The 26,857-nt window shown below is 71.3% G+C and carries 21 protein-coding genes; 3 read left to right on the top strand and 18 right to left on the bottom strand.

Annotated features, from left to right (window positions below):
* Positions 1-38 precede the first annotated feature (38 nt).
* From RB614_RS42220 to RB614_RS42230, 3 genes are read right to left on the bottom strand one after another with little or no spacing between them, the layout of a single operon-like run.
* Positions 39-593 carry an amino acid synthesis family protein gene (locus RB614_RS42220; RefSeq protein WP_308718351.1) on the bottom strand — a complete coding sequence of 185 codons (555 nt, stop codon included), beginning with the start codon at positions 591-593 and terminating at the stop codon, positions 39-41.
* Positions 590-1,210, bottom strand: a complete 621-nt coding sequence (locus RB614_RS42225) for an amino acid synthesis family protein (RefSeq protein WP_308718352.1) — start codon at positions 1,208-1,210, stop codon at positions 590-592. The genes RB614_RS42220 and RB614_RS42225 overlap by 4 nt, the downstream gene beginning before the upstream one ends.
* 12 nt (positions 1,211-1,222) lie before the next feature.
* Positions 1,223-2,884 (bottom strand): amidohydrolase, encoded by a 1,662-nt coding sequence (locus tag RB614_RS42230; RefSeq protein ID WP_308718353.1) that lies wholly within the window; start codon positions 2,882-2,884, stop codon positions 1,223-1,225.
* A 330-nt stretch (positions 2,885-3,214) separates the two neighbouring features.
* Between RB614_RS42230 and RB614_RS42235 the strand changes: the two genes are divergently transcribed.
* Positions 3,215-4,216, top strand: coding sequence for a ribokinase (locus tag RB614_RS42235; protein WP_308718354.1), 1,002 nt, complete (start codon positions 3,215-3,217; stop codon positions 4,214-4,216).
* Here RB614_RS42235 and RB614_RS42240 read toward each other — a convergent pair.
* The 14 genes from RB614_RS42240 to RB614_RS42305 all read right to left on the bottom strand — a co-directional run bounded on the left by RB614_RS42240 (position 4,187) and on the right by RB614_RS42305 (position 22,527).
* Entirely contained in the window at positions 4,187-4,966 is a 780-nt protein-coding gene (locus RB614_RS42240; protein WP_308718372.1) for a phosphate ABC transporter ATP-binding protein, read from the bottom strand. The two genes, RB614_RS42235 and RB614_RS42240, sit on opposite strands and share 30 nt — an antisense overlap.
* Positions 4,967-5,153: 187 nt before the next feature.
* Positions 5,154-6,131 carry a sortase gene (locus RB614_RS42245; protein WP_308718355.1) on the bottom strand — a complete coding sequence of 326 codons (978 nt, stop codon included), beginning with the start codon at positions 6,129-6,131 and terminating at the stop codon, positions 5,154-5,156.
* On the bottom strand, positions 6,128-6,775 hold the full coding sequence (locus tag RB614_RS42250) for a hypothetical protein (RefSeq protein ID WP_308718356.1): 648 nt from the start codon (positions 6,773-6,775) through the stop codon (positions 6,128-6,130). The genes RB614_RS42245 and RB614_RS42250 overlap by 4 nt, the downstream gene beginning before the upstream one ends.
* 11 nt (positions 6,776-6,786) lie before the next feature.
* A complete protein-coding gene (locus RB614_RS42255; protein WP_308718357.1) occupies positions 6,787-8,088 on the bottom strand; it encodes a COG1470 family protein in 1,302 nt (433 codons plus the stop codon).
* A gap of 119 nt (positions 8,089-8,207) precedes the next feature.
* Entirely contained in the window at positions 8,208-9,419 is a 1,212-nt protein-coding gene (locus tag RB614_RS42260; RefSeq protein ID WP_308718358.1) for an Ig-like domain-containing protein, read from the bottom strand.
* A 266-nt stretch (positions 9,420-9,685) separates the two neighbouring features.
* The gene (locus RB614_RS42265; RefSeq protein ID WP_308718359.1) at positions 9,686-10,147 is read right to left on the bottom strand and encodes a hypothetical protein; all 462 of its coding nucleotides are present in this window, start codon (positions 10,145-10,147) and stop codon (positions 9,686-9,688) included.
* Between the two features lie 159 nt (positions 10,148-10,306).
* A complete protein-coding gene (locus RB614_RS42270) occupies positions 10,307-11,464 on the bottom strand; it encodes a hypothetical protein (RefSeq protein WP_308718360.1) in 1,158 nt (385 codons plus the stop codon).
* 162 nt (positions 11,465-11,626) lie between these two features.
* Complete coding sequence (locus RB614_RS42275) at positions 11,627-14,260, bottom strand: hypothetical protein (protein ID WP_308718361.1); 2,634 nt, start codon at positions 14,258-14,260, stop codon at positions 11,627-11,629.
* On the bottom strand, positions 14,257-15,948 hold the full coding sequence (locus RB614_RS42280) for a phosphate ABC transporter substrate-binding protein PstS (RefSeq protein WP_308718362.1): 1,692 nt from the start codon (positions 15,946-15,948) through the stop codon (positions 14,257-14,259). Before RB614_RS42280 ends, RB614_RS42275 begins: the two co-directional genes overlap by 4 nt.
* Positions 15,945-17,198 (bottom strand): phosphate ABC transporter permease PstA, encoded by a 1,254-nt coding sequence (gene pstA / locus RB614_RS42285; protein WP_308718363.1) that lies wholly within the window; start codon positions 17,196-17,198, stop codon positions 15,945-15,947. Before pstA ends, RB614_RS42280 begins: the two co-directional genes overlap by 4 nt.
* A 4-nt stretch (positions 17,199-17,202) precedes the next feature.
* A complete protein-coding gene (gene pstC / locus RB614_RS42290; RefSeq protein ID WP_308718364.1) occupies positions 17,203-18,219 on the bottom strand; it encodes a phosphate ABC transporter permease subunit PstC in 1,017 nt (338 codons plus the stop codon).
* Positions 18,216-18,752, bottom strand: a complete 537-nt coding sequence (locus RB614_RS42295; protein WP_308718365.1) for a hypothetical protein — start codon at positions 18,750-18,752, stop codon at positions 18,216-18,218. The genes pstC and RB614_RS42295 overlap by 4 nt, the downstream gene beginning before the upstream one ends.
* 324 nt (positions 18,753-19,076) lie before the next feature.
* The gene (locus RB614_RS42300; protein ID WP_308718366.1) at positions 19,077-21,524 is read right to left on the bottom strand and encodes an ABC transporter permease family protein; all 2,448 of its coding nucleotides are present in this window, start codon (positions 21,522-21,524) and stop codon (positions 19,077-19,079) included.
* Between the two features lie 328 nt (positions 21,525-21,852).
* Complete coding sequence (locus tag RB614_RS42305; RefSeq protein ID WP_308718367.1) at positions 21,853-22,527, bottom strand: ABC transporter ATP-binding protein; 675 nt, start codon at positions 22,525-22,527, stop codon at positions 21,853-21,855.
* A gap of 271 nt (positions 22,528-22,798) precedes the next feature.
* On the opposite strand from RB614_RS42305, the gene RB614_RS42310 reads away from it, so the two are divergent.
* Positions 22,799-23,410, top strand: coding sequence for a PadR family transcriptional regulator (locus tag RB614_RS42310; RefSeq protein WP_308718368.1), 612 nt, complete (start codon positions 22,799-22,801; stop codon positions 23,408-23,410).
* Positions 23,411-23,976: 566 nt separating this feature from the next.
* Here RB614_RS42310 and RB614_RS42315 read toward each other — a convergent pair.
* A complete protein-coding gene (locus tag RB614_RS42315) occupies positions 23,977-25,143 on the bottom strand; it encodes an acyl-CoA dehydrogenase family protein (RefSeq protein ID WP_308718369.1) in 1,167 nt (388 codons plus the stop codon).
* A 249-nt stretch (positions 25,144-25,392) separates the two neighbouring features.
* On the opposite strand from RB614_RS42315, the gene RB614_RS42320 reads away from it, so the two are divergent.
* Complete coding sequence (locus tag RB614_RS42320; protein ID WP_308714810.1) at positions 25,393-26,736, top strand: IS701 family transposase; 1,344 nt, start codon at positions 25,393-25,395, stop codon at positions 26,734-26,736.
* Positions 26,737-26,857 lie beyond the last annotated feature (121 nt).

Below are 26,857 nucleotides of genomic sequence, written 5' to 3' on the forward strand. Positions count from 1 at the left end.
TCGGCCCGGTCCGGCGGGGTCACGGCCCGGTCCGGCGGTCATGGCCCGGTCTGGCGGAAGAACGGGCGGGCGCCGCTCGCCCCGGCGACCGCGACGAGGATCTCGTCACCGCGCGGCGCGTCCGGGACCACCACGGAGGCGGTGACGTTGTGCCCGCGGTGCGAGGGGTCGTTCTTGTGGATCATCGGAACGGTGAGCACCCCGGCGACCGCGCCGCGCTTGCAGGTCGAGCTCATGTACGTCTCGCCGCCAGCGAGGTCGCGCAGCACGTTGCCGAACCGGAGCGTCTGGATGAGGGCGGCGGAGTGCTCCACGGCCGCCCCGTCACCGCCGAGCGCCGCCTTCCCGTACGCCTCGATCCGCTCGGCCCCGCCCAGCTCCTCCAGCAGCCGGGGCACGATGACCTCGGCCACCGCCGGCGCGCACTCGCGCACCAGCGGATCCAGGTCCTCGACGTACCCCAGGCCGAACCACGGGTTCTTGACCACCGCCGCGACCACACACGTGCGCCAAGGCTCCGGCTCGATGCTCCGGCCACCCTCCCGGTAGATCAGCTCGCGCGCGACATGGACCTTGCGTACCGACAGACTCATGCCCGTTCTCCCGTGGTGTCGTCCTTGCCCGCGGCGGCCTCGGCCGCCATGGCCTCGCGGTCCTTCGCGCGGTTGCCGAGCCGGGCGAACGGCCTCGGTCCCGAGGCACCGCCCAGCGCCACCACGATCTCGTCGTCCCGCGGCGCGTCGACGAGCACGATGTCGAACGACATGTAGTAGTCGCGCAGCGAGTCGTCGTCGCGGTGCGTGCCGGGCAGCGTGACGCAGGTGCCCGCGGTCGCCCGGCTGTTGGTGGAGTAGAGCAGGCTCTTGGAGCCGGTCACCGAACGCACGGCGTTGCCGAACGACGGGGTGTGGATGATGGCCGACGTGTGCTCGATCTCGCCGCCCAGCCCGACCATCGCGGCCCGGCCGTACGCCTGGAGCCGGTCCGGCCCGCCGAGCCCCGCGACGACCTGCTCGGCGAGCAGGCGGCCGAGCGAGTCGGCGAGCGGCAGCGCCTCCGGCGACAGGTTCTCGACGAACCCGCGGCCGTACCAGGGGTTCGCGATCACGGCGGCCGCGACCACCGTCCGCCAACCGCCGTCGATCGCGCGGTCCTCGTCGTGTACGAGGTCTTCGGTGACGACCGAGACCTTCCGAAGTTCTGGGATCATGTGCCTCTCCTGCTAGCTGGGATCGGGGAGCATGAGGCCGGCGAAGGCCGGTCCGATGTGGCTCGGCTTGCCACCGACGAGCGTCAGCTCGGAGCGAATGTGCGGGATCTGGTCGTCCGAGACCTCGAAGAAGTCGGCGTCCAGCACGGCGAGGTCGGCGAGCTTGCCCGGTTCGAGCGTCCCGCAGGCCCGCTCGTCACCGCCGAACCAGGCGCTGCCGGCGGTGTACGCCCGTAGCGCCTCCTCGCGGGTCAGCAGGTGCGCCTTGTCCCGGCTGGGACCCCGGCCACGGTTGATGCCGGTCACCAGCCAGTGCAGCGCGTACCAGGGGTTCGCCGACGCCGCCACCATCGCGTCCGTACCGGCGCCGACCGTCAACCCCAGATCGAGCATCGTGCGCAGCGGCGGCGCCTGGCGGACCGCCTCCTCGCCGATCACCCGGGCCAGGTCGCCGGCGCCGACCGTCATCCAGTGCTGGACGGTGACCCCGACACCGAGGGCCTTCATCCGCCGCAGGGTCTCGGGCCGGGCGAAGTCGGCGTGCGAGATCGCGAGCCGGGCGCGGGCCCGGAGCGCCGGGTCGAGCCCCTCCCAGACCTCCAGGAGCTGGCTGACCGTCGGATCGCCGACGCCGTGGATGTTCAGCGCCCAGCCGCGCTCGACGGCCCGCTCGGTCATGGTGGCGAACCGGGCGCGCTCCTGCGGGGTGAGCACGACCTGCTCCAGCCCGTCGGCGTCGTACCACTTGGCGCTGGCGATCTCGCCGATCCCGACCACCCGGAGCAGGTCGTCGCCGAACCCGGGACGGACGTGGGTCAGGTAGTCCTCGAACTCCCGCTCCTCGTCCTCCGGGCCCCCGAAGACGTGCATGAACAGCCGGACCCGCAGGTTGAGCTCGCCCCGCCGGTGCAGCTGGTACAGCGGCCGGTAGGCGTCGACGCTCATCCGGGACCGGCCGCCCATGTCCACGACGCCGGTCAGCCCGTACGCGGCGAGCTCGTCCACCAGGACCCGGGTGGAGGCGGTGGCCCGTTCCACGTCGAGGTCGAGCGCCCGGCTCAGGCAGTGGTTGAACGCGGGTACCCCGGTCACGACACCGGTCGGCTCGCCCGCCGCGTCGACCTCGTACACCCCGCCGGCCGGGGCGGCGCCGGTGCCGGTGACCCCGCACGCCGCCATCGCCCGGCTGTTCAGGAACGCCCGGGTGTACGACTCCTGCACGTACACCGGGTTGTCCGGCGCCGCCTCGTCAAGCTCGGCCCTCGTCGGCGCGCGCCCCTCCTCGAACTGCCCGGCGTGCCAACCGCCGATCACCACGATCCAGGCACCGGGCGCCCTGGACCGCGCCGCCCGCGTGACCAGTGCCAGGGCCCCGGCGAGCGTGTCGGCGTCGTCCCAGCGGACCTCGTCGGTCCAGCTCCGGCCGGCCCGGACGAAGTGGATGTGCGAGTCGATCAGCCCGGGAACCACCCGCCGCCCGTCGAGGTCGACCACCGCGGTCGCCTCCCCCACCAGGGGTTGAAGCTGCGCGAGCGATCCGACGCCGAGGACGCGTCCGGAACGCACGGCGGTCGCCTGCTGCGCCGGCTGTCCGGGTACGCCCGTCGTGATCCGGCCGTTGACCAGCAGAAAGTCGGCCGAGGGGGGACGGGCTTCAGGTGTGTGCGCCGGCACCAGGTTCACCTCCAGCGGGGGTGGACGACCCGGACGGGCCGTTCGTTGGACCGAGACGTTTCCACCGGCTCGTGACCGCCGTCAAGGTCGAGATGTAATCCTTTACATAGCCGTTACGTCAAGAAGTTCCTTGTCATCGACGTCTTTGAAGCCATAGCCTCGCTTCTTGTAAAACGATTACAGTCGAATCCGGGGCCTCGCGGACCCCGCCGACGCGGAAGGACGACCGATGAGCCCCGACCCGCGGCAGCACATCGACGAGACGGTCAGCGGGCGCGGCTATCTCGAGGCAATCGAGATCGCCCTGCCCGAGGCCGGCATGGAGCCGAAATGAGCAGTCCACGCGCCGGTCACGTCGTCGTCGTGGGCAGCGTCAACCTCGACATCTCGGTCAAGGTGCACCGCCTCCCACACCCGGGCGAGACCGTCCTGGCCACCTCGGTGCACCGCACCGGCGGAGGCAAAGGCGCCAACCAGGCCGTCGCCGCGGCACGAGCCGGCGGCACCGCCACCAGCCTCATCGGACGCGTCGGCAACGACGAAGAGGGACGCATCATGCGCAGCCTCCTGCGACACGACCGCCTCGACCTACGGCTCACGACGCTGACCGACGCGACCTCCGGCCTCGCCCTCGTCACCGTCGACGACCACGCCGAAAACTCGATCGTCGTCGCCCCCGGCGCCAACGCCTCACCCGTCCCGCTATCCCACGAGGACGCGCAGGTCGTCGCGCAGGCCGACGTGCTGCTCTGCCAACTCGAAACACCGCCCCAACTCGCCCTCGACGCCGCCGGACACCGCCGCCCAGGAGTACCGCTCCTGCTCAACGCCGCCCCCGCGATGCCACTACCCGAAGCACTCTGGAACAGCATCGACATGCTCATCGTCAACCAGCACGAAGCCACCGAGCTGACCCAGGACACCACCGGCACCCTGGACCACCGCATCGCCCAACTGCTCCAGCGGACCCCGACCGTCCTCGTCACACTCGGAAAGCAAGGAAGCCTGCTCGCCACCCGCGATCAACCATGGCTGCACCTGCCCGCACCAGCGGTGAACGCCGTCGACACCACCGCCGCCGGCGACACCTTCTGCGGCGTACTCGCCGCGGAACTCGCCAACGGCGTAACCACCCCGAACGCGGTCGCCACCGCCAACGCGGCAGCGGCACTGGCGGTGACCCGACCAGGAGCCCAATCGTCGATCCCCGACTACCCGGAGGTCACCGCGGCCGCCCTCGGCCTGCTCTCCGGCTGGACCGGCGAGGACGGCGTCAGGGTGTACGACGACGAGCCGGGCGACTCAGCCGAACCGGCCGTTGACGTAGTCTGAGGTACGCGGGTCCTGCGGGTCGTTGAACATCGCGTCTGTCGGGCCGTGCTCGACGATGTATCCGGGGGTGCCCTGCTCGGCGAGGAAGAACGCGCACCGGTTGGAGACGCGGGCGGCCTGCTGCATGTTGTGGGTGACGATGACGATCGTCACCTCCGCGACGAGTTCGGCGATGGTCTCCTCGATGACCCGGGTCGAGGTCGGGTCGAGCGCGGAGCACGGCTCGTCCATCAGCAGCACACGCGGGCGGATGGCGAGCGAGCGGGCGATGCACAGCCGCTGCTGCTGGCCGCCGGAGAGCGCCCCGCCCGGCTGGCGGAGCCGGTCACGGACCTCACGCCACAGCCCGGCCTTGGTCAGGCACTCCTCCACCAGGTTGTCCTTGTCGCCGCGCCGCATGCTGGTGCCGGTGAGCTTCAGCCCGGCGACCACGTTGTCGTAGATGGACATGGCCGGAAACGGGTTCGGCTTCTGGAAGACCATGCCGATCTGCCGGCGCGCTTGGGTGATCCGCCGGGAGGAGTCGTAGATGTCCTGGCCGTCCAGCAGGACCTCGCCGGCGAGGCTGGCGCTCGGGATGAGCTCGTGCATCCGGTTGAGGATGCGCAGGAAGGTGGACTTGCCGCACCCGGACGGTCCGATGAGCGCCGTGACCTCACCCGCGCGCATCGACAGCGACACCCGGTCGAGCACCTGGTGGTCGCCGAACCAGGCGGTGATCTGGCGCGCCTCCAGCCCGGCCAGTGGCATGCGCCGTCTGCCGGCCGGCGGCGGCTCGGCAAGCCCGCGGGACAGCTCGAGGGTGTCGTCGCGCCGCGCCGGCGCGGGGGCGACGACGGTATCGGCGGTCGCGGGACCGTGGCCCGGTCCGGCTTGCACGGTCACGGTGTCTTCATGCTCACTCACGGCGCAAACGTCCTTCTCTTCGACACTTTCCTCACATCAGGTTGGGCAGCAGCCGGGCGATCTGGTCGGCGGTGCCCACGCAGAAGAAGACCAGCACCGGAACGGACACGGTCCACACCTGCCAGCGCCCCCAGTGCAGCCGGGCCACGGCGAGCAGCACGGCGGCCGCCACCAGCGCCTGGCCCCACAGGACGAGCTGCATCCACGCGAACTGGTCGGTGCCGAGCGCCAGCTCCGCCGTCGACAGGTCGCGCCTCGTGAGCGGCATCGGCGGCGTGGGCAGCGCTGGGGAGGTCAGGTCGGCGTCGACGCGGAGCACTCCGGAGGGCAGCAGCGGTGACCCGTCGGCCGTCGTCAACGTCAGCCGGCCGCCGCCCGCGGCGACGGGGGGCGGAAACGGGTCGCCACCACGGCGCACGCCAAGGACCCGGAACGTCGATACGCCCTGACCGGTGGTGACGGTGAAGGTGTCGCCCGGGTTCAATGTGGACAGTTGGCCGAACGGCCCGCCGTACGTCGTGGCCCGGCCCATGATCACTGAGACGCCGGACTGGCCCGGCATCGGCGTGTTACGCAGGTGGCCCGGTCCATTTTGGAGGATCGAGCCGGTGGTGCCCTCGAAGACCACCTCGCGCAGGTCGATCCGCGGGATCGAGAGCACGGCGACGGCGGTGCCTTGTGCGAGCAGCTTGCTCGGGTCGTCCGGCCGGGTGGGACCCACCGGCGCCGTCGCCTGCGCCAGCTCCTTGCGGAAGTTCGCGTAGGAGGTGTACTGCGCTCTCGCGTGGTGCAGCGAGGAGAACGCTCCGATGTACGTGGCGAAGATGAGCACCACGAACGAGAGGAGGAGCAGCATGGTCGACGCGACGCGCAGCGCCGACGGCGCCGGCTCGGTGCGGGCCGGCTCGCCCGAGGGACGGCCGTCCGGCGCGGCGGCGGGCATCGCCACACCGCCGGACCCGAGCTCCGTCGGGCGGTCGCTCGTGTCGCTGACGACGACGGCCGTCATCCGCGTTCCTCCCCGGGTGCGGCCAGCGCCCGCCGCAGTGTGCGGCGCCGCCCCATGGCCGTCAACAGGCCACCGATCACGATCAGCCCCACTCCAGCGCCGGCGAACCCGATCAGGCTGGCGCCGGTCCGCGGCAGGGAGCCACCCCCGCCACCGTCGGAGGGCCCGATCGGCACGTTCGCGACGATCGTGACCGTGAACGCGAAGCTCGCGGTGCGCTTTGACGTCCCGCCCTCGAACGTGAGGGTCCTGCGGCCCGCGCCGAGATCGGCCGGGAGCGAGATGTCCCGGCGAGCGGTGCCGTCCTGACCGGCGTCGACCGTGCCGAGGTCACGCCCGGCGCCGAGAGACATGGCGACCCGCTCACCAGCCGCGAACCCGGTCCCGGTGCAGGAGAGCTCGTCGCCCGGGTGCAACGTCGGGTTGTCGCCCAGCGAGCCGCCACCGGCGCCGGCGCACGCCAGGCTGGCCTGTCCCGGCGGCATCGTGTGCTCGGGAACGGTGACCCTGACCGACTGCCCGTCGCCGGGCTCGGCGAGCGCGCTCGGCGCCGCGCCGAGCGCGGCCAGGCCAACGGTCAGGACGGCGAACAGGGCTCCCCTCGCCAGTCGCCGGCCGAAGCGGATCGCGTTTCGGTTCGACATGCTCGGGCTCCTCAATCCGGGTCGGGTGCGGCCGGCGGCGCGGCTTCGCCGGCACGGTCGGCGTCGGTCTCGTCATGGCCAGCCGGGCGGCTGCCGTTGCCGCCGGCCGCGATGGGAGCGAGCTGCGCGGGCGCGGCGTCGGCGGCGGGCTCGAAGAGGGCAGCGAGTGCTCCGCCGCCGGCAAGCGCGTCGTCGGCCTGCCCGGCGGCCTGCCGGCGGCCCCGCGCCTCCGCCGCCGCGAGCTTCGCGTTGAAGCGTCGGCGGCTCCAGCCCAGCCACCACCACAGGCCGGCGCAGACCGCGACGAGGATCAGCAACAGCACGATCTGCGGCCACGGTGTCGCCCACAGACCCACCGTCTGCGCGGTCGGCGCGAGCGGACCGGACATCTGCGGCGCGCCCGGCACCTGCGCCGGCGTGACCGTCACGTGGGCCTTCAGCGGCCCGGCGGGCAGGACACCGGCCATGCGCGCGGTGAGGCGTACGGAGTCGCCGGGCAGCAACTCCTCCAGGGTGGCGGGCTGGGTCACGGCCTCGGTGCCGAACACGCTCGTGACGGAAACGCTCTGGGCGCCGGACAGCCGGACGTTGCCGGTGTTGCGCACCGTGTACGCGATGACGGCGCCGCCACCACCGAACGGATTGGCGGTCCCGTCGTAGCTGGTGGACACCGCCTCCACGCCGAGCGCCGCGGTCAACGTGCCGGCCACGCGCAGGTAGGTGGCGACGGCGAAGCGGTTCTCCCGGTCGACCTGGCCGCCCGCGGCCTTCTCCGTGATCGAGGCGATCACGCCGCCCACGTGGTCGCCGGGGGTGGCGTTGGCCGGCACCGTGATGGTGAACCGCTCGACCACCCGCGTCCGTGGCGGCACCCGCAGGCTGGCGTGGGGTAGGCGGGTCCAGGCGCCGACGTCGGTCGGCTTCACGTCGGCGGTCGCCATCCCGATCGTGCCTTCGGGCAGGGTGATCCCGTCGGCGGCGTAAACCCGGAACGTGACCGGCGCGGTGCCGAGGTTGGTGATGCTGACGTAGTCGCGCACCACCGCGCCGGGGCGGACGCCCTCGTACGAGAAGCGGGTGCGCCCGTCCGGGCCGCTGGCGTTGGCCGGCGCCACGGACCACCGCGTCACCGCTCCCCCGCCCGGCGGTGTCGACTGTGGACCCTGGCCGGCCGGCGGCGACGGGCTCGGCGCCGGGGCGGCGACCGGCGTGGGCGGCTGGGCCACTGCCGCCACCGGAGCCGCGCTGGCCAGGAACACCGCGACGACCGGCACCAGGTGCCAGCCGCGGTAGGCCCGCCGACGGTTGATCATCGAAGGTTCCCCTCATATGCCGATGCCGGCCAGCTGGGTGGCCGGATCGGGATTACGCCTGTCAGGCGGCTGAGCGGATGAGGCGGGCCGCGGGACGACCTGCCCCATCCCCCCGGTCGCTACTTGCTTACCAATGTGACGGTGAGGGTGGCCGAGTAGTCACCCGCCGGCGTCTCCTCGGGCACCTGAAGCTCCAGGGTCCCGCCGAGAGCGCAGTCACCGCCGCCCTTACCGGCATCCACAGTGGCCAGCGTGGCCTCCTGCTTCAGGCCCGGACTGCCCGGCGTGACGGGCGAACCCGCGACAACCTCGTCGCACGCGTCGGCCACCTCCGGCGTCCAACCCAGGTTCTCCCCGCCGATCTTGTCGGTCCCGGTACCGGTGAAGTCCGAGGTCGATCCGGTGACGTACCAGCCGGCGAGCGAAGGGCGGTCGTCGGTCACGGTGATCGTGGCCAGTTGGCCCCGGAACGCCAGATCTCCGGCGCTCACCTGCTCCAGGTCCACCGCGTCGCCGGCGACGGACATGGTGAGCTCCCCGCTGCCGCCCCCCTGCGGGACGGTGACGTTGAGCGACTGGTTGCCCGACCCGCCGCCGGTGCCACCGGAGATCCTGACGGCCACCGCCTGCGAGGTGGACGGGGTGAACGCCGCAGGGTCGGTGGGCGTGAACTTCGCGGTCAACGAGTGCAGGCCGACCGGCAAGGTGTCCACCGTCAGCGTGGCCGTCCCGCCCGACACGTCATCGGTGCCCAACGACGCGGAGCCGTTCAGGAACTCCACACTTCCGGTGGCGCCTTCGCCGGACACCGTCGCGGTCAGGGTTACGGCCTGCCCCGGCTGGGCGGTGGTCGGCTGGGCGTTCAGCGTGGTCGTGGTGGTGACCGCGCCGGGGTCGCCGCCGTCGACGACCGCCCAGGTGCCGGCCGCCAGGTCGACGTGGATCCACGTGGTGGCCGCCGCCACGAACTGGGCGGCGCCGGTGTTGAAGCAGAGCAACGCGACCTGGTAGTCCCCGGACGGCAGCCCTTGCTCGCTGAAGATCCGCGCGAGTCCCCCGGCACCGAGGACGTCCAACCCGCCGCTCGGCGGCGTGTCCGACAGCCCGAAGATGTTCTCCGACAGCCGGACCAGCAGCGTGGGCGGGGTTCCCTCCCGCACGATCTGAACGTTCGCGGCGAACCGGTTGGCGGTCGGGCAGGCGATCGTGCTGGTGAACGTTCCCATCGTCTCGGCGCTTGTCGAGCCACTCGTGGGGTTGAGGGTCAGGCCACCTGGACCGTCGCCGACATCGGCCTGCGCGGCCGGTGCGTACAGGACCGCGCCGGCCACAGCCGCGCAGAGACCGGCGAGTGCCGCGGCGCGGCGTCTGTGCCGGCCCCGGTCAGCGGTGGTGCCCCCACCAGGCGCTGCCGCACTCTCGCGACGCCTGGGAGCTGTAGCGTTCATTGACGATAGTTCCCCACTTCCTGTTTCGTGGCCCACGCCTCATGCCTGGGCCGGCTGATTCCACTCCCCAGGACGGCTAGGCGGATCGGTGCCGGTGACGGTGGTGCCGGAGGTGCCGGAGGTGCCGGCACCACCGCTACGCCCAACCGCTAGATGAGCGCCTTCCAGGTGCCGGCCTCGACGTCGATCTTGATCAGGTTCACGTCGGCCTTGACGGACTCGAATGCGGCGTTGAAGCAGAGCACGTCGACCTCGTAGTAACCGGTGGTGAGGTTGCCGGCGAGGACGGTGAAGATGAGGGCCGTGTCCAGCGTGCCGCTCGGTCTCGCGGCGGTCGGCACGAAGTTGCCGCTCAGGCGCAGGGACGTGCCGTCCGGAGCGGCCAGGGCGACCATGCCGGCGGTGCGGTGGTCGGCGGGGCACGCCTTGGTCGCCGAGTAGCTGGCCATCGGGTTGTCGTTGACCGACCCCTTCGTCGGCGACAGGCGGAGCAGCCCGGGCCAGTTGCCACCGTGGGCCTGGGCCGGCGCCGGCGCGGCGATCACGGCAACGGCCGCGGCCGCGGTGGCGCCGAAGACCGCCAGGCTACGACGTACATTCCGCAGTTTCATCACGTACCTTCTTTCCTCGCGGGTATGACGCACTCGGTATACATCCACGTTTGCCTATGCTTTGCACTTTGTGCCAAAGTGCCTGGCCGGCGAGGAGAACTGCCGGCCAGGCACCCGGGTAAATCAGTTACGGGCGTTTCCTGAGGATCTGGAGTTGAACTAGAGGGTGGCGAATGCGCGCAGGTTCGGGTCGACCACGCCGCAGCGCGAGCCGATGGTGCCGAACCCGTACTCGGTGATCCGGCCGGTGAAGGAGCAGACCCCGACCAGCGGGTTGCTGCCGACGAAGATGGTGTTGAGGGTGTTGCTGGTGCCCGCGTCGACGGCCGCGCGCGAGATCACGTTGTAGACCTCGCGGACGAGGCTCGGGTGGAACTGCGTGTTGAGCCGCAGACCGGTCGAGTCGAACGGCGACAGCGTGCCGATGTTCTGCAGGCGGGCGCCGTCACGGCGGTCGATGGCCGGGTGGCTCTGCTGCGAGAGCCACTGGGCGATGGAGTACGGCATGAGCGCGTTGTGGTCCAGCCGGACCGCCGTGCCGTCGTGCTCCTGCACCGACTGCGCGGCACCACCGGCGGTCGGCGTGAACGTGTCCCTCACCCAGGCCGGCGGAGTCGTCGCGTTGATGCCCATCGCGCCGGCGAAGAAGTTCCGCGTCCCGGAACCGGGCTGCGGGATCAGCAGGTGGATCTCGGTACCGGTCAGACCGTCGTCGGTCCGCGGGTCGTAGGTGACGCCGTTGCTGGCGACCGCCGGCGTACCGGCGCTGTACATCGCCTGCAGCTCAGCCAGGTCGAAAGTGCCCCCGATGACGGTGGCGTCCGCCCCCGACGCCGGACCCACCGCGACCGTCACGCCGTCCAGCGCGAACGGGATGTACTGCAGCAGACCCTGCGGGCTCGCGTTGCCGCCCGGACCGCTGGAGGAACGGGCGAAGTCGAAGCAGCCCGAACCCGCGGCCCACGTCGCGCCGGGGTAGGTGGCCGTCGACGTCGCCGACAGCGAACGGCGCAGGGCGGCCACACCCTCGCTGGAGCCGTTCGGCCGCGAGATGTCGGTGCAGGCCGCGGTGGTCTTGGTGTCGATCAGGTCGTGGGCCGCGCCGGTCGTCGGGTTGAGCGCGTTCCACGAGCTGTACCCGGCGTCGTTGGCGATCGCGTTCATCACGTCCTGGGTGGTGTCCGAGCCGCCACCGTCGACGTTGATGCTCGTGCTGGGACCCGCCGGGTCCGCGGCAGCCGGGCCGGCCACGCCGACCATGACGCCGGCGGCCAGCGCGCATGCGCCCGCGGCACCGATGAAGCTCTTCAGCTTCATGTGTTCACCCCTTTCAGGGCTGAGAACCGTGCTCGACCTGTTTGATCGAGCCACGACAATCCTTGCGATCGACAATGGTGGCCAGTACCCCGTTTTGGAGTCAGGTTGGCAATTCCAAGGAAACGCCAATATTAAGAGGAAGTAACAGGAGCGGATGGCTTGTCAATTAGCGCGCCGGGTGCGGCGAAGTAGGCGATTTAGTGCTGGGGGCAGATGTCGCAGGAGTACGCCGCCGAGGCTGCCGCCGGCACCGGCGACAAGCGCGGCGACCAGCACCCAACGGATGATTCCAAGGGCGTCGTCGGGGGTCGAACCGGCGGCGAGGCCGGCGGGGGGCTGGCTCACCGTCCCCCCGGACGGCACCGCGCTCGGGCTGGCGGGCACCGGTGAGGCACCACCGTTGGGCACACCGGCCCCGCCGTTCGCATCGGAGTCGCCGCCGCCGGTCTGCCCGCCGGATGGGCTCGGCGACGGGCTGGGCCCCGCAGCGGCGATCTCCCGAAGCGTCTGCGCGGTGGCACGTGTCTTCGCGCGCAGGTCGGCGGGGAGTGGCAGGTAGCCGGGCGGGAGCTGGCCCACCTCGACGCCGGAGGTCTGCCCGGCGCCGGCGGCGTAGTCCAGCAACGCGGCGGTGTCGCGCAGCGCGGCTGGGTCCTGGTTCGTGCGGACGGCGGCGTAGACGATCTGGGTGAGCGGGTACCCGCCCGCGCCGGGGGCCGCGGGGTCGACGCGCAGTAGCCCGGCACTGTCCGCTTTCGCGGCCGCCACCGCGGCGGTAAGGCTGGCCGCCGACGGGGCGACGCAGCCGGCGCCGTCGGAGGAGCACAGGTTGGCGGTGGGCAGCCCGTAGCGGGCGCTGACCGAGGCCGCGGTGATCGCCCAGCTGAAGCGCTGGCCGAGAGCCCTCGGCGCCGGCTTCGCCCACCATCCGGCGTTTCCTTCAGGGGACAAGCCGTTCGGATCCCAGCCGGCGGTGCCGTGCGTGTTGCCGCGCTGCACGTGGACGGCGGCGTCCTCGAGGTTGAGGGCGTACGGCACGTAGTCCACCGAGGTGAAGCAGGCGTCCGCCGGAGGGGCGGGGTTTCCGCTGGTGATGTGGGTGCAGGTGGGGTCGGCGCGCGGGTAGCTGCTGCCCGGGGGCGGGTCACCGAGCTTGAGCGCCTGGTAGTTCGGGTTGACCACCATGCCCCCCGCATCGGCCGTTCCACCCAGCCAGGACCGGGTGCCCGGCTCGGACTGGATCCAGCCCCAGACCGCCTGGTTGACCGCGGACTGGTCGGCGGTCGTCATCGGCGCCAGCGTGATGACGGCGTTCGAGAGCGTGGCGACCTCCGGGTTGAGCGCCTTCCACCGCGGGTCGTCGACGATCGTCAGCCGGACCGCCTTCATCCACTCCGGCTGGACGAAGTCGTTTCCGCTGGAGGCACCGCCCGGGAGGTCACCGCGGTACGACTGGGTCAGCGCCTTCGCCACCAGCTCCGGACCGACGCCGATCCGCTGCACCTGCTGGGTTTCGGAGCCCTTCCGCACGTCGATGCGGAAGGCGAAGGTGATGCCCGTGACCGCCACCGGGGCGTAGACCAGCGGCGGGCCCTGATCGGCGAAGGCGATCGGCTTGGTGGTGAAGGCGAGCCCGGCCGAGCCGGGCAGGTTGCTGGCCAGCTGGACGGCGTTCGTGGCGTCCGCGGTGTGCGTGAAGCTGTAGACCGCGCCGCCGTTCTGACACAGCGCCGGCTGCCAGGAGGTCATCATGTTCGCGACCAGCTCGGTGCCGATCACCGGCCGCTGCACGGTGTCCTGCGGGCAGATGTTGCTGGTGGGCAGGAAGTCCAGGTGCACCTGCAGGCGCTGCGCCCAGTTGCTCGCGCTGAGCGGCGACTCGCTGACACCCTGACGGTTTTGGCTGGAGGCGTCGGGCGACAGCTGGCCACGTGGCACGATGACCAGCCAGCAGCCCCGCGGAGCCCCGCCGCCTTCGGTGTCGCGGTCGCCGCAGCCCAGCCCGGTGGCCTCCCGCCCGGTCTGCACCTCGAAGGAGACTTGCCCGGTGCCGTCCGTGGACGTGGCCGCCACGGGGACCTCGTTGGTCGACTGGGACTGGAAGTACGTGCCCAAGGTCGGCTTGGTCGGGTCGCCGCCCTCGCTGATGTCGTCGAGGTAGATCTTCTCGCCGGTGTCGACCGGGATGAACGGAACGTAGTACTGGCTTGCGTCACTGGGGTTGTCGTGGTCGGGCCCGGTTGGTTCGGCCGGATCGCAGCCGTTGCCGAACCCGGGGCATTTGGTGCCCCTGCGCTCGTCCTGCAGCTTGTTGCCCCCGGGGCCTTCGGGCAGGCTGCTGACGCCGAAGCCGCCCCACTGGCAGCCCTCGGGATCAGGGCCGGTGGGTGCGTCACCGTAGCACTGCATGATCTGCAGGTAGTTTCCGGAGAGGAAGCTGACGTCCGTCGGGGCGCCTCCGGTCCACGCGACCTGCACCCCCTGGTGTGTGAGGCCCTCGGTCTGGCTCACGGTGACCGTGAGGTCCTTGTACCTGGCCCGCAGATCCTCGTAGAAGGCGTCGGCTCCGCTCTTCTGCCGCGGCGTGGCGATCGTCTGGTTGTCCGACCTCGTGATGCCGTCGGACCACTTGACGGTGACCGCCGAGTCGGTGCCGCCAAACCCGCTGATCGGATCGATGGCGGCCTCCGCCTGCCGGTCCGGGCCGAGTGGGTCCACAACGGCCAGCGCCGTCGCCGCCACCAGGGCGGCCACGCCGGCGGCCACCCGGCGGCGGATGCTGCCGCGGCGGGTCATGCCGGCCCTCCGGGCATCGTGAAGTCGTCGGAGCGGCGCTGCCGGCGCCGGGCGCCGGCCTGGGCGATCAGCGGCGGGCCCAGGCCGAGGGCGAGCAGCAGCACACCGGCCAGCACCATGAGTACGATGCGGAACCCGCCGCCGAGGCCGGCCTCGGCGGAGACCGGCTGGCCGAAGACGTTGGGGTCACCGGTGTTGCCGCCGGCCTGGCCGCAATCCTGGGTATCCGGATCGCAGGCGCCTTGTTGCGCGATGGGGTTGCTGCCCGGGTCCGGGGTGCCGCTCGGGTTGGTGCTGGGCCCGCCGGTGTTGCCGCCGCCCGGGCCACCGCCGCCCGGACCGCCGGTCCCGTTGTTGACCGGGGTTTCCTGGTTCTTGGCGCCGGCGGTGCCCGTCGCGCACTGCGTCGGGCCCTTCTTGTCGCAGTCCGGCGGCTTCGGGTCGGTCTTCGCCAAGGTGTTGGTGCCGTCGGTGGAGAAGGTCGGGTTGTTGCACGACCGGATGACGATGTTGCCGACCTTCGCGCCAGGGATCTTGCGAAGCTGGTCGAAGCCGGCCTGCACCAGGTTGATCGGCAGCGCGGAGTAGCCGAGCGCGTTGACCTGGGTCTGCCCCTGGCAGAGCGCGTACTTGCCGAAGTCGGCGAGCGTCTCGCCCTTGGCGGTGGTCATCGGCGCATTCAGCGAGACCGGCAGGATCATGTACGAGTAGCCGGACAGCGGGTAGGTACGCGGATCGGTGTTGGTGTACACCTGGGACAGATCCTGGGTCAGGTACACGTTCGGGTCGTTCTTGTTCTGGTTGATCCTGGCCTTGAGCAGCGAGACGGCGACGTGGCCCGCGGTCGGCTCCGTGTAGTAGCCGCCGTTGTTGAGCATCTTCACCACGGGAAAGCCGGCCTGGATGGCGTACGAGTACTGGACGTAGCCGATGGCGCCGTTGGCCTGCGGTTGGGCCACGTAGCCGGCGACGCCGAGGTCACCGGCCTGGGCCACCATGCCCCGGCCGGGCACGATCGGGTACACCGAGGTCTGGGTGCACGGGTTGCGGCGCGCCGCGGCGCAGTAGGCGTTCCATATGGAGCGCTGCGTGCCGACCATCCACTGGGTGAGCTGCGCGGTCGACCCGGACCCCTCCGACCGCACCACGGGGACGATCCGGATCGCGGGCAGTCGCGACCGCAGCCCGGGGTTGTCTTCCTTGATCGCCGCGTCGTTCCACATCGTGATGCCGCCGGTGAAGATCCGGGCGATGGTGGTTCCCGACAGCCGTAGGTTCGTCACCCGCTGGTTACCGATCTTGAGGTTGTACATGAACGTGGTGCCGCCGGCGGTGACGGGCATGTAGGCGAACGGGTGCGCCTGTGTGGGCGGCAGGTCCAGGTTGTTGCCGTCCTTGATCCCGTACGGGATGTCGGAGGCGGCCCAGTCGACGGTGCCGGACCGGAACTGGTTGCGGCCGTCCGACGAACCGGTGCCGGCGTAGTTCACGGTCATGCCGAACTGGGCGACGTTGCGCCGCCAGGAGTCGACGGCGTTTTGCGACCAGGTCGACCCCGCGCCGTTGATCGTCACGTACGCGAGCGCCGCCGGCGGCCGTACGAGTACACCGGCGCCGGTGGCAAGCACCAGCGTGCACGCCACCGCGAGCCAGCGGCGCGGGCGGCCGGGACGGGACGTGGTGGTCATGAGGTCTCTCCCTGCGCTGTGCTCGACGAGAAGGGGGCCGGGTCGGCTGCGGTGCGCGCGGTGAATCGCCTGAGGTCGCGGCGGGACGCGGCGGCGCGGCGGCGGCGCTGGCCGGCGGTGAGCTCGCCCGGCCCGCGGCCGCCGATGACGCGGGCGACGGCAAACAGCAGCAGCACCAGCAACATCAGCGTGACGGCGGTGCCGAAGCCGCGGACGACCATGTTCTCCTGCGAGTTCTGCACCAGCGTGTAGGCCAGCAGGGGGAGGCTCATCATCGGCCCGTTGACCGGGTCGGTGTTTACCTGAGCGGTGGCGCCGGCGGTGATCAACACCGGGCTTGTCTCGCCGATCCCTCGGGCCGCGCCGAGGATCACCGCCGTCGCCAGCCCGGACCGTGCGGTCGGCAGCACCACGTGCCAGACCGTGCGCCACTGTCCGGAGCCCAGCGCGTACGACGCCTCGGTCAGGTTGCCCGGGACCAGCCGCAGCACCACGTCGGTCGCCCGGATGATGATCGGCAGCATGGTGACCGAAAGAGCCAGGGCCGCGGCGAGGCCGGACTTGTCCAGCCCGAAGATCAGAATCACCGTGGCGAAGATGAACAGGCCGGCCAGCAGGTCCGGCAGCGCGGTCATCGCCTCGACCACGGTGCGCACGAACCGGGAGAACCGGCCGGGGATCTCGTGCAGGAACACCCCGCCGAGCAGGCCCAGCGGCACCGAGACGGCCAGCGCGATGCCGAGCTCGATCAGGGTACCGACGATGGCGTGCTTGACGCCGCCCACGGTCAGCGGGTCGAGCGGGCCGGCGTTGCGCATGTCCTGGGTGAAGAAGTTGAGGTGCAGCAGCGCCCGAAAGCCGCGCCAGCCGGTGTAGACGAAGATGTAGGCCAACACGCCGAACAGCACGACGGCGATGGAGTGCACGACCACCGACGAGACGCGGTCCCACATGGCCGGCCGGTCTTCGTCGAACGAGACCAGCAACGCGTAGGTGGCGACGAAGAGCAGCCAGCTCGCCACCACGAAGCCGAGCCATCCGGTGAACGGTCCCAGCTGGCTCCACAGTAGACCTGTCGTGGTCAGCGACGCGGCCAGCCCGCCGATCAGCGCGAAGACGTCGGTCTTGCGAAACCCGCCGAGCCGGCGGCGCACCTGCCCGCCGTACGGGCGGCCGCGGTCCGGGATCGTGGTGCGCGGCGCGGCGACCGTCGTAGCGCGCGGGTATGCCTCGGTCTTGAGCAGTGTCATCGCCTCAGACCTCGCTCACCGCGCCAGACCGCGAACGGGCCACGATGGACGCCGCGATGAAGTTGACGACGAGGGTCACCGCGAAAAGCGCCAGTCCGGCCGCGAACAGCGCGCTCAGCGCGAACGGGCTCGACTCGCCGTAGTGCGTGGCGATCAGGCTGGAGACGCTGGAGGTGCCGTTTTCCAGGATGCGCGGCTGGATCACGAACACGGGCGAAATGATCATCACCACTGCGATCGTCTCGCCCAGCGCCCGGCCGAGACCGAGCATGGTGCCGCCGATGATCGCGCCCTTGCCGAACGGCAGCACGACGGCGCCGATCATGCCCCACCGCGTCGCGCCCAGCGCGTACGCGCCCTCCCGCTCACCGGCCGGCGCCTGGCTGAACGCCTCGCGCATCACCGAACAGGCGATCGGCGCCACCATCAGCGCCACCACGAGGCCGGCGATGAACGTGCTCGACGTGTAGACGGTCTCCGTCGCCAGCGGGTCGTGCCGGGTGACGCCGTTGACCTTGAAGATCGGGATCCAGCCGAACCAGTCGGAGATCCACCGGGACAGGCTCAGCACCTTCCACTGGAGGAAGAACGCCCCCCACAACCCGAAGACGACGCTTGGCACGGCGGCCATCAGGTCGACCATCGCGATCAGCGTGCGCCGCAGCCAGAACGGCGCGAACTCGGAGATGTAGAGCGCGACGCCCACGGACAGCACCGTGGCCACGACGATCGCGACGATCGCGATGAGGACGGTGCCCAGGATGACGGCCGCGATGCCGAACTCGCCGCTGTCCGGGTTCCACTCCTGGGTGGTGAGGAAGCTGGGCCCGGCCTTCCGCAACGCCTGCAAGGCCCGGTAGGTGAGGAACAGGCCGACCAGCGTCATGATCACTAGCACGAGGGCGCCGCCACCGCGGGCGACGGCGCGAAACACCCGGTCGGCCAAGCCGAGGTTTGCCTTCAGGCGCCGCCGCCGTTGCGTCTCCTGCCCCTCCGGGTGGGCCAGGGCGACACCGGTCACGGCTGCCCCTCGCGGCTGTACCGCGACGGCGCCGGACCCCGCCGGTCACGCAGCCCGCGGACCACATCGGTGACCTCGGCCTCCACCACGGCGTCCAGGAACCGCTTCGCCGCGTACCGGGCGTTCTGCTCCTGCTCGTAGCGATTGCCCGCCGCGACCGGCGCGCCGTCGAGGTCTCCCCGCCAGCTGAACTGCCCGGTCATCGGGTCGGCGACCGTGCTGAGCACCAGCCGGGCGGAAGAGCCCTGGACCTCCCGCACGGCTTGGCGGCACAGCCCAGGGTCGGCGAACCGGAACACGCTACGGGCCAGCTCGCGATTGTTCGCGGTCATCAGCCGCCACGCGTACCAGCCGGGTTGCGCGGGCGAACGCGGGCCGCGGCGCCGCACCGCGGCCACAGGCAGCGGCTCGGCGGCCTCCACCTCCACCGAGTTGACCCACGCCGGTGCGGGCGAGGCGAGCGGCCACCCCAACCAATCCGGGGCCGCGGATGGCGGCAGCAGATGCACAAAGAACCGGACAGGTGCCGCCATCGCGCAACTCCAGTAAGTCAGAAAGTGGCGATGCCACGGATCGCGCATTCGCTCCCCACCTACTGCTCGATGCCTCGCCCGCGGTGTCTCCGATCACGACGAGGAGAGGGCGTCCCTATGCTGACACCCCCTTCACATAGGGACGACCGTAGTCGAGCAGTAAGCGGGAGCCCACGCAACGGAGCTAAAGCACAGGTGAACATCCGACCATCAAGGGATCCGAGCACGGCAAGCCTGACGTCTAAGGAAGTTCGGCTAATTCACGCACTGCACCTGTTTAGGTCGTTACAGACTTTAGGTCGTTATAGACCTTGACCATCGACATCAGGACGGGATCCCGGCACCGAGCGCCGCCGCCACGGTCAGCCCGACGGCGCCGCCCAGTGCCGCCCCGAGCACCACCAGGATGGCCAGCTCGCGCGCGACCAAGCCGGCCACCTGAATGCCGAGCAAGCCCTGCACCCGCAGGTCGGCCAGTTCCGCCCGGCGCTCGCGTACCGCCAGCCAGCCGGCGTCGCCCACCACGAGGGCCGCCGTGAGCACGATCAGAGCGGTGGCCGCGGTGTCGACCCATCGGTCCTGTAGGGACACGGGCACACCGAACAGTTCGCTGACGACCGCGCCGCGCCACACGAACGTGCGGAGAAGATCCAACGTCAGCGCACCGGAGCCGACCGCGACCGCGGCCAGGCAGATGGCGCTTCGGGATGGGGTCCTCAACAGCTGGACGATCGACGCCCGCAGCGGGCCGCGGGCATGCAGCCGCCGCACCCGTGGGGGGCGTTCCGGCCGGCCGGAGTGCGCGGCCACGCTGGCTCGCCAGGCCGGCACCACCGCCGCCGCCAGGCCAACGGCCAGGGCCACCGGCACCGCCAGCAAGGGGGGCAGCGAGCTGACCGGACCTCGCGCGGCAGTGGTGACCGGCCAGACGAGAAGGGCGCTGACGAGGCCCGCGGCGAGCGCGAGCAGGCCCGCCTCCGCCAGCAGGTGGCGAAAGATCTCGCCCGGCAGCAGGCCCAGGCGCGCCTGCTGTCTCAGCTCCGGAGCCAGGGCACGGGTGGAGGCGAGTGTCGCGTTGGCGACCGCCAACCCGCACACCAGCAGGAGTACGACGAGCAGCGCCTGACTCTGGCTCTCCCGCGTGCGCACGCTCACCGCGGCCGCGGACTCCCGAAACCAGGTCTCGGCGACCGTCAGCTGGGGGCGGCCGTTATGGCCCGCCGGGACGGTGACCGCGACGCGGGCGGGTGTCGCGCCAAGAGTGACGCTGACCCGCAGGCCCGTCAAGCCGCTGATCTCGTCGGCGATCGCGCGAACCCGCTCCCTGCTGAGCGCGTCGGTGCCGGTGACGCCGGCGACGCGTACCCGAACCGCACTGACCGGGCCGGCCTGGTTCACGTTCCGGAAGGCCGACGTATCGGTGAACGCGCCGACGCGGTCCAGCGGGATGAGCATCGTGGGCGCCACGGACGGATAGCCCGCCGGGTTCGCGTTGGGAAGCAGGTCGCGCCCACCGAGCGCTTGTCGTGTCGCGGCGTCCGCGGCGGCCAGCGGCGGGACCGCGAACGCGCCGACCCCGCGCCTCCCGACCGACACCCGGGCCGGATCGAACGTGCCCACAGTGGACAGCCGAGGCAACGGCGAACCCGCGCCACCAGGGTCCGCCGACGTGGCGTGCCTGACGAGCTGCCGAGCGGCGCTGTCCGAGGCGTCGACCGGAGGTACCTTCCGCGCGCTGCCGGGCACCTGCCAGGTCGCGGGTGGCGGCGAGGGCTGCGGGGTGACCGAGACCTGGCCGTCGGCGTGGCCGACGTAGTCCACCGGCGTCGTCGTCCAGAACGCGTCGACGACGTCCGTACGGCCCGGGCTCAGCGCGTCGCTGACCAGCTGGCGGTATGCGTCCGCGGAGGTGACGGTACGGGTCGCCACCACGGTCTCGCGCGCCCCGGACAGCAGGCGGTCGACCTGCGCGGCGCTCGCCCCCGCCGCCATGGCGGCCGCCACCCGATCCGGAAGCCGGGCGACGGCGACGGTGTCGTGGTCGTTGTAGGCGAGGGTGTCGGCGCGGATGGCCGGAATCGTGGCGTCACCGCCGCTGGATCCGTACTCGGGCAGGTACTGTCCCGCGCTGACCGCCTTGTCGAGGCCGTTGAGGGCCGCTTCCGCGGTGGGGTCCACGGCGGCGACCAGAGTCGGGAAGGTCCAGGTGTCCTCGACCGAGGGCTGTGCGGCGCGTGCCGACCCGACACGGCTGGACCAGCAGGTCCCGACCCGGCGGGTCTGGACGGCGAACGGATCGCCACCGGGCTCGGCGTCCTGGTGGACGACCCGCGGCGGGCAGTCCTTGTCGGCCGTGACGTAGGTGTAGGCGGCATGCGGTTGGACGATCCTGCTCAGGCCCTGATCGGTCGTGTGCGTGATGGTCGCGCTGTACGCGGCCGGCGCCCGCGGGCGCGTCCCGGGTATCGGTATCGCGACATGCACGGTCTGCAGGATGTAACCCACCATCGCGATCGGCGCGGCCACCTCCACGCCGGGTATCCGCTGGATCCGTCGCGCCTGTTCGAGAGTGATGCCGCCGTAGACGTCCTGCCACTGGCGCGGGCGCAGCAGGCTGTCGCCGCCGACCCGTCCGGTGCCGCTGGCGGCTCCCGGCGGCAGGACCAGGATGTCGTAGGTGGTGGGCGCGGATGGTGCGGTGGCGCCGACGATCTCCACGCGTCGGGTGTTCGCGCCGCCGAGGATCGTGAAGGCGGTCGTCGCAACCGTCATCGCCGACACCACGGCCAGCGTCCGCCACCGCTCGGAACGCAACCGACGCCATACCAGCCAGAGCGCCGCCAGGCGGAAGCCCCGCTTTCTGGCCGGTCGTCGACGCCCGGCGCTCATCGACGCCGACCTCCTCCCCCGGGACCCACGGCGTACCGCAAATACCGTCCCGCGCGGACACGTCATCGGCAAGCGTCGAACGATGTGTTAGCGGCTCGGTCACTTGACCGTCACCGGGAGACTCGGCGGAAGAAACCGAGCGGAACGCACACGGCCCGGCAGGAGATCCACTGAGGACTGACGAAGCCACGACGGATGTCGCGACCGGGCCTCAGAGCACGGGTGCCGGCCGTTCGATCCAGCGGCGGGCACGCTCTCGCGCGGCCTCGCCGGTGTCGGCGCGGATATCGTCGACGATCGCTCCGTCGCGGAGGCGCACCACGCGCGGGCAGCGAGCGGCCACCGCGTCTTCGCTGGTGGCCAGCAACAACGTCGTACCGTACCTGCCGGTCAGCCGCTTGAGCAGATCCAGGATCTCGGTCGCCGCCCGCCCGTCCAGGCCGGCGGTTGGTTCGTCGGCGATCACCAGTCGCGGACGGTTGGCCAGCGCACGCGCCAGCACGACCCGCTGCCGCTGCCCGCCGGACAGGTGAGGAACCTCCACCCTCGCCTGCTCGGCCAGGCCGACCGCGTCGAGAAGCTGCATCGCCCGCTCGTACGGATCGAAGCTCAACCGCTGGTACAGCAAGGGAAACACGACGTTGTCGACGGCGGTGAGCGCACCCATCAGCCGGGAGTCGTGGGAAAGGACCCCGATACGCCGGCGAAACCGGGTGGCCTGCCGGCGGGAGAGGGACTCGATGCGAACGCCGTCGACGACGACGCTGCCCGTGTCCGGCCGGTCCTGCGCGGAGGCGAGCCGCAACAGCGAGGTCTTGCCGCAGCCGGCCGGCCCGGCGATGGCCACCGCCGCGCCGGACGGAACGGCCAGGTTGACGTCCGTCACCGCGGCGACGGTGCCCGCGAAACGGCCTCGGCCAGTCGGCCACCGCCGAGTGACGCGACGAAACCGCACCGTTGCCCCCGAATCGGCGGCGGCCGCCGGCTCGAGCTCGCTTCGAAGCGGTTCGCCATGGTCAAGGCTTGGTATCCCCCGCAGCTGGACCATGCCCCCAATGATGCCGCACCGGCATAGAGCGCGCTCGACGCCGGGGACGGGCCCGACCGACGGGATCCGACGGAGCGGAGTATCGCCTGGTCATAGGTAGGATGGCCGCATGCCGTACGCGCACGCGTTGCTGGCGCTCCTCGCCGAGCGCGACTGCTACGCGTGGAGCCTGCGTGGCGGAGTCGAGGCCGCCCTGGGCAACGACTGGAGCGGCGCCTCGCGCAGTCACGTGTACGCGATCATCAAGCAGCTGCTCAGAAACGGGCTGATCAGCGCCGCCCCGCACCCCAGCGCCGACCACCGCCCCGACATCACCACGCACTCGATCACCGAGGCGGGCCGGGCCGAGCTGTCCCGGTGGATGGACGAGCCGACGATCCGCGCGGCGGGCTACCGCGACGACTTTCAGCTCAAGGTCATGGCGGCGGCTCTGCGCGGCGAAGCCGAGATACGCCGGATATGCGACATCCAGCGCCGGGCGCGGCTGGACGAACTGCAGGTGTTGCACGCGCTGCGGGAAGAGGAGTCGGTCAACGGCGGCCTCGGCACCTGGACCGTGGAGGTCGCGATCAACTATCTCGACGCCGACCTGCTCGCGGTCGACTCGGCCGAGTCCCGGGCGGAGCAGATCGCCGAAGAGATACCCAAGCTGCTGGCGCCGTTCCTCTCCGGTGGCGGCTCCTCACCCGGCACCGCCACCCACACCGCCGTGGGACGCTGACCATCCACGCACGTGGCGAGGGGGCCGACTACCTGCACCGCCTCGCCGAAGCCGAAGCCAGAGCCGAGGACGGGGGCGGCGCCACGATCGTCTGGGCGGTCACCTCCGCCAACCACGACAACACCAAACGCAACCCGGTCCCGTACCACCGTCGAGGGGCGGCGATCGAGCGGTTCAGCGTGCTGACCGGGCTACGGTCGCTGGTCGTACCCGTCTTCGACACCGCACCCACCGACGCGTTCGCCGAGGTCACCCTCAAGACCATCACCGTCGCCACCGACCTGACGCTCACCCCGGAAAACACTCTGGTCGCCTGCTCCACACCCGAGGTCGCCAAGCTGTACGAGCGGCTCGGCTTCCCGATCGCCCAGGTCGAGGCCGACCCGGAGCTACGCACCACGCCCGAGCGGCCGTGGGACGTCCTGCTCCGCCTGGCCGCCGGCGACGACAGCTGGCGCAAGCTGGCCCACCCCGCCACGATCGACGTCTTCGACCGCTACCGGCTGGCCCACACGGTCCGGTCGGTGGTCAACGACCCGGTCGATCGACCTGTCCGGAAACCCCTCCTACGTGTAGAGGGTGAACTCGGGGTGGGCGCCGGTCAGGTAGTGGGCGCCGACCTCGCGGCGTTTGTACGCGACCGGGTCGTGCAGGGTGTGCGTGCGCACGTTGCGCCAGAACCGGTCGAAGCCGTACCGGTTGGCGGTGGACCGGGCGCCGGTCACCTCGTAGATGCCGGCGGTCACGTCCAGCGCGGCGTCGGTGGCGACCACCTTGAGCCGGGCCACGGTGACCGCGAGCTCGCCGCGCTCGTCCCAGGTCAGGTCCGCGCCGCGGGCTTCGGCCTCGGTGAGCCGGGCGGCGACCCGTTCGGCCTGCGCGCCGACCGCGTCCAGGCGGGCCGCGTACGAGCCGTAGGTGGCCAGGACGTACGGCTCGTCGGTGGCGGACGCCGCGCCGCCCAGGACCCAGGGCCGGGACGTGGTGCGGGTGTACTCGGCGGCCGTGGCCAGCGCGCCCTCCGCGATGCCGAGGTAGAAGTGGCCGAACACCGCCTGGATCGCCGGGGTGATCAGCGAGGAGCGCGGGGTGACCTTCACCGGGGCGAGCGAGCCGATCACCCAGTCGCCGCCGACGGGCGTTCCGGTGAACGTGACGCTGCCGCTGGCGGAGAGGCGCTGGCCGAGGTTGTCCCAGTCGCCGCCGAAGTCGATCCCCTCCGCGTCCCGCGGCACGGCCACGAGCAGCGGCTCGCCGGTAGTGGTGACCGTGCCGCTGGCCACGGTCAGGTCGCCCACGCTGGCGCCGGTGGAGAAGCTCTTGGTGCCGTCGAGCCGGTAGCCGGTGCCGTCCGGGGTGAGCGTCAGCTCCGGCTCGATCGGGTTGACCGCGTCGCCCCACAGCCACTGCCACTGCGCGGACGGCCGGCCGAGCCGCTCAGCCACCTCGGGCGTACCGGCCAGCCACAGGTTGCTCTGGTTGACGTAGTGGTAGCCGAGCAGCTGGGCGATCGAACCGTCCACTGTGGCCAGCTCGCGGACGGCGGCGAGGGCGGTGGCCCAGGTCTGCCCCGCGCCGCCGAGCCCGGCCGGCACGAGCAGGGCGGGCAGCTCGTACCGGCGCAGGATCTCCGCCTCGGTGAACGGCTCCTTGTTGGCCCGGTCCCGCTCCAGCGCGTCGACCGCCAGCTCCTTGGCCGCGTCGCGGGCCCGGCCGATCCATTCCGAACTCATGCTCTCCCCCTTCTGGACCTAGGGCCTGATCAAATTCCTTGCCGGGCTGCGCCGGGCCCAGACGCCGCCATGCGGCGCCGGGCGTAAGGCCGCATACAACACCGGTATGCGACCTTGCGCCCGCCACCACCTGACGCCGCCTGGACTCCGGCTCGCACCGACAAACTCTTTGATACAGGCCCTAGTAGTGCTTTGTTAGGTCGGCGTGTCGTGGGGTCGTCGGGGTGGTGCGGGTAGTTTCATGCTTCGGTGACTCCGGATGAGCTTTCGGTTGTGCGGCAACGCCTGGAGGCGTTCGCGGCGGACGTGTTCACGCCCTTGGCCCGGTCTGACCAGCGGGTCAAGGGCGAGACGTATCTGCGGGGGCTGTTGCTGGACGGGCGGCGTAAGTCGATGCAGCCGATGGCGGCCCGGCTCGGCGTGGATCATCAGGGGCTGCAGCAGTTCGTGACCACGTCGACGTGGGACACCATGGCGGTGCGGGCGCGGCTGGCCGAGCGGGCGGTAGAGTTGATCGACCCGGTCGCGTGGGTGTTCGATGACACCGGGTTCCCGAAGGACGGCACCGGCTCGCCCGGGGTGGCCCGGCAGTACTCCGGCACCCTGGGCAAGGTCGCCAACTGCCAGATCGGGGTCAGCGTCCACGCGGTCACCGATACGGCGTCGTGCCCGCTGGACTGGCGGCTGTTCCTGCCGGAGTCCTGGGACGCCGCCAAGGCCGGACCGGCCGCGGTCAAGGCGGCCAAGGCCAAGCAGCGTAAGACGTTGACGAATGCACCGCGGGCCACCGCGTCTGTCGAACCGGCCGAGGTCGATGTTGATGCGGTCGCCGCTGCCGCGACCGAGACCGCGCGGCGGCGGCGCCGCAAGGCCGCGATTCCGGAGGATGAGGGCCACCGTCCGAAGTGGATACTGGCAATCGAGATGATCGACGGGCTCGCTGCACACGGATTGCGACCACCCCTGGTCACCGCCGACTCCGGCTACGGCGACAGCGGCCCGTTCCGGGCCGCGCTCGACGAACGCGGCATCCTCTACAGCGTCCAGGTCAAAGGCGAAACCCTCGCCCACCGGTCCGACGCGGAACCCGCGCCACCCACGTGGTCCGGGCACGGCCGCCCACCGACCCGCCCGGACTACCCCGACGACGCGGCCAGCATTGCCCGGCACGTGCTCGACGCCGGCCGCGATGCCGCGACCACGGTCACCTGGCGCGAAGGCAGCAAAGGCATCCTCAGCTCACAGTTCGTGTTCCTACGGGTCCGTCCGGCTGGGCACCGCATCCCCCGCAACCCCGACGGCAGCCTGCCCGAGCGGTGGCTGATCGCGGAATGGCCCGACGACGAGGCCGAACCGGTCACCTACTGGCTATCCAGCCAACCCGCCGACACCGACCCCGTCGACCTGATCCGCACCGCGAAGATCCGCTGGCGGATCGAACACGACTACCGCGAACTGAAAACCGGCCTCGGCCTGGACCACTTCGAAGGCCGCTCCTTCACCGGCTGGCACCGCCACGTCACCCTGGTCACCGCCGCGCACCTGTTCATCACCCTGCTGCGACACGACCCAAAAGCGGCTGCGCCGGCCTGACCCTCTACAAGGTCATCCGCGAGCTGCAATACCTCCTCGCGACCTGGACCGGCGCCTGCCCCACATGCCACCAAACCGTGAAACCCTTACACCACAACCAATCTCGAGTTACCTAACAAAG

It is taken from the genome of Phytohabitans maris, from assembly GCF_031085175.1.
GTDB lineage: Bacteria > Actinomycetota > Actinomycetes > Mycobacteriales > Micromonosporaceae > Phytohabitans > Phytohabitans maris.

Coding starts and splice junctions, on each gene's coding strand:
- RB614_RS42245 (WP_308718355.1), bottom strand. CDS start 6,131: ATGACGGCCGTCGTCGTCAGCGACACGAGCGACCGCCCGACGGAGCTC.
- RB614_RS42240 (WP_308718372.1), bottom strand. CDS start 4,966: ATGCCACTGGCCGGGCTGGAGGCGCGCCAGATCACCGCCTGGTTCGGC.
- RB614_RS42225 (WP_308718352.1), bottom strand. CDS start 1,210: ATGATCCCAGAACTTCGGAAGGTCTCGGTCGTCACCGAAGACCTCGTA.
- RB614_RS42300 (WP_308718366.1), bottom strand. CDS start 21,524: ATGACGGTTGCGACGACCGCCTTCACGATCCTCGGCGGCGCGAACACC.
- RB614_RS42255 (WP_308718357.1), bottom strand. CDS start 8,088: ATGATCAACCGTCGGCGGGCCTACCGCGGCTGGCACCTGGTGCCGGTC.
- RB614_RS42275 (WP_308718361.1), bottom strand. CDS start 14,260: ATGACCCGCCGCGGCAGCATCCGCCGCCGGGTGGCCGCCGGCGTGGCC.
- RB614_RS42315 (WP_308718369.1), bottom strand. CDS start 25,143: ATGAGTTCGGAATGGATCGGCCGGGCCCGCGACGCGGCCAAGGAGCTG.
- RB614_RS42220 (WP_308718351.1), bottom strand. CDS start 593: ATGAGTCTGTCGGTACGCAAGGTCCATGTCGCGCGCGAGCTGATCTAC.
- pstA (WP_308718363.1), bottom strand. CDS start 17,198: ATGACACTGCTCAAGACCGAGGCATACCCGCGCGCTACGACGGTCGCC.
- RB614_RS42280 (WP_308718362.1), bottom strand. CDS start 15,948: ATGACCACCACGTCCCGTCCCGGCCGCCCGCGCCGCTGGCTCGCGGTG.
- RB614_RS42270 (WP_308718360.1), bottom strand. CDS start 11,464: ATGAAGCTGAAGAGCTTCATCGGTGCCGCGGGCGCATGCGCGCTGGCC.
- RB614_RS42250 (WP_308718356.1), bottom strand. CDS start 6,775: ATGTCGAACCGAAACGCGATCCGCTTCGGCCGGCGACTGGCGAGGGGA.
- RB614_RS42235 (WP_308718354.1), top strand. CDS start 3,215: ATGAGCAGTCCACGCGCCGGTCACGTCGTCGTCGTGGGCAGCGTCAAC.
- RB614_RS42295 (WP_308718365.1), bottom strand. CDS start 18,752: ATGGCGGCACCTGTCCGGTTCTTTGTGCATCTGCTGCCGCCATCCGCG.
- RB614_RS42265 (WP_308718359.1), bottom strand. CDS start 10,147: ATGAAACTGCGGAATGTACGTCGTAGCCTGGCGGTCTTCGGCGCCACC.
- RB614_RS42310 (WP_308718368.1), top strand. CDS start 22,799: ATGCCGTACGCGCACGCGTTGCTGGCGCTCCTCGCCGAGCGCGACTGC.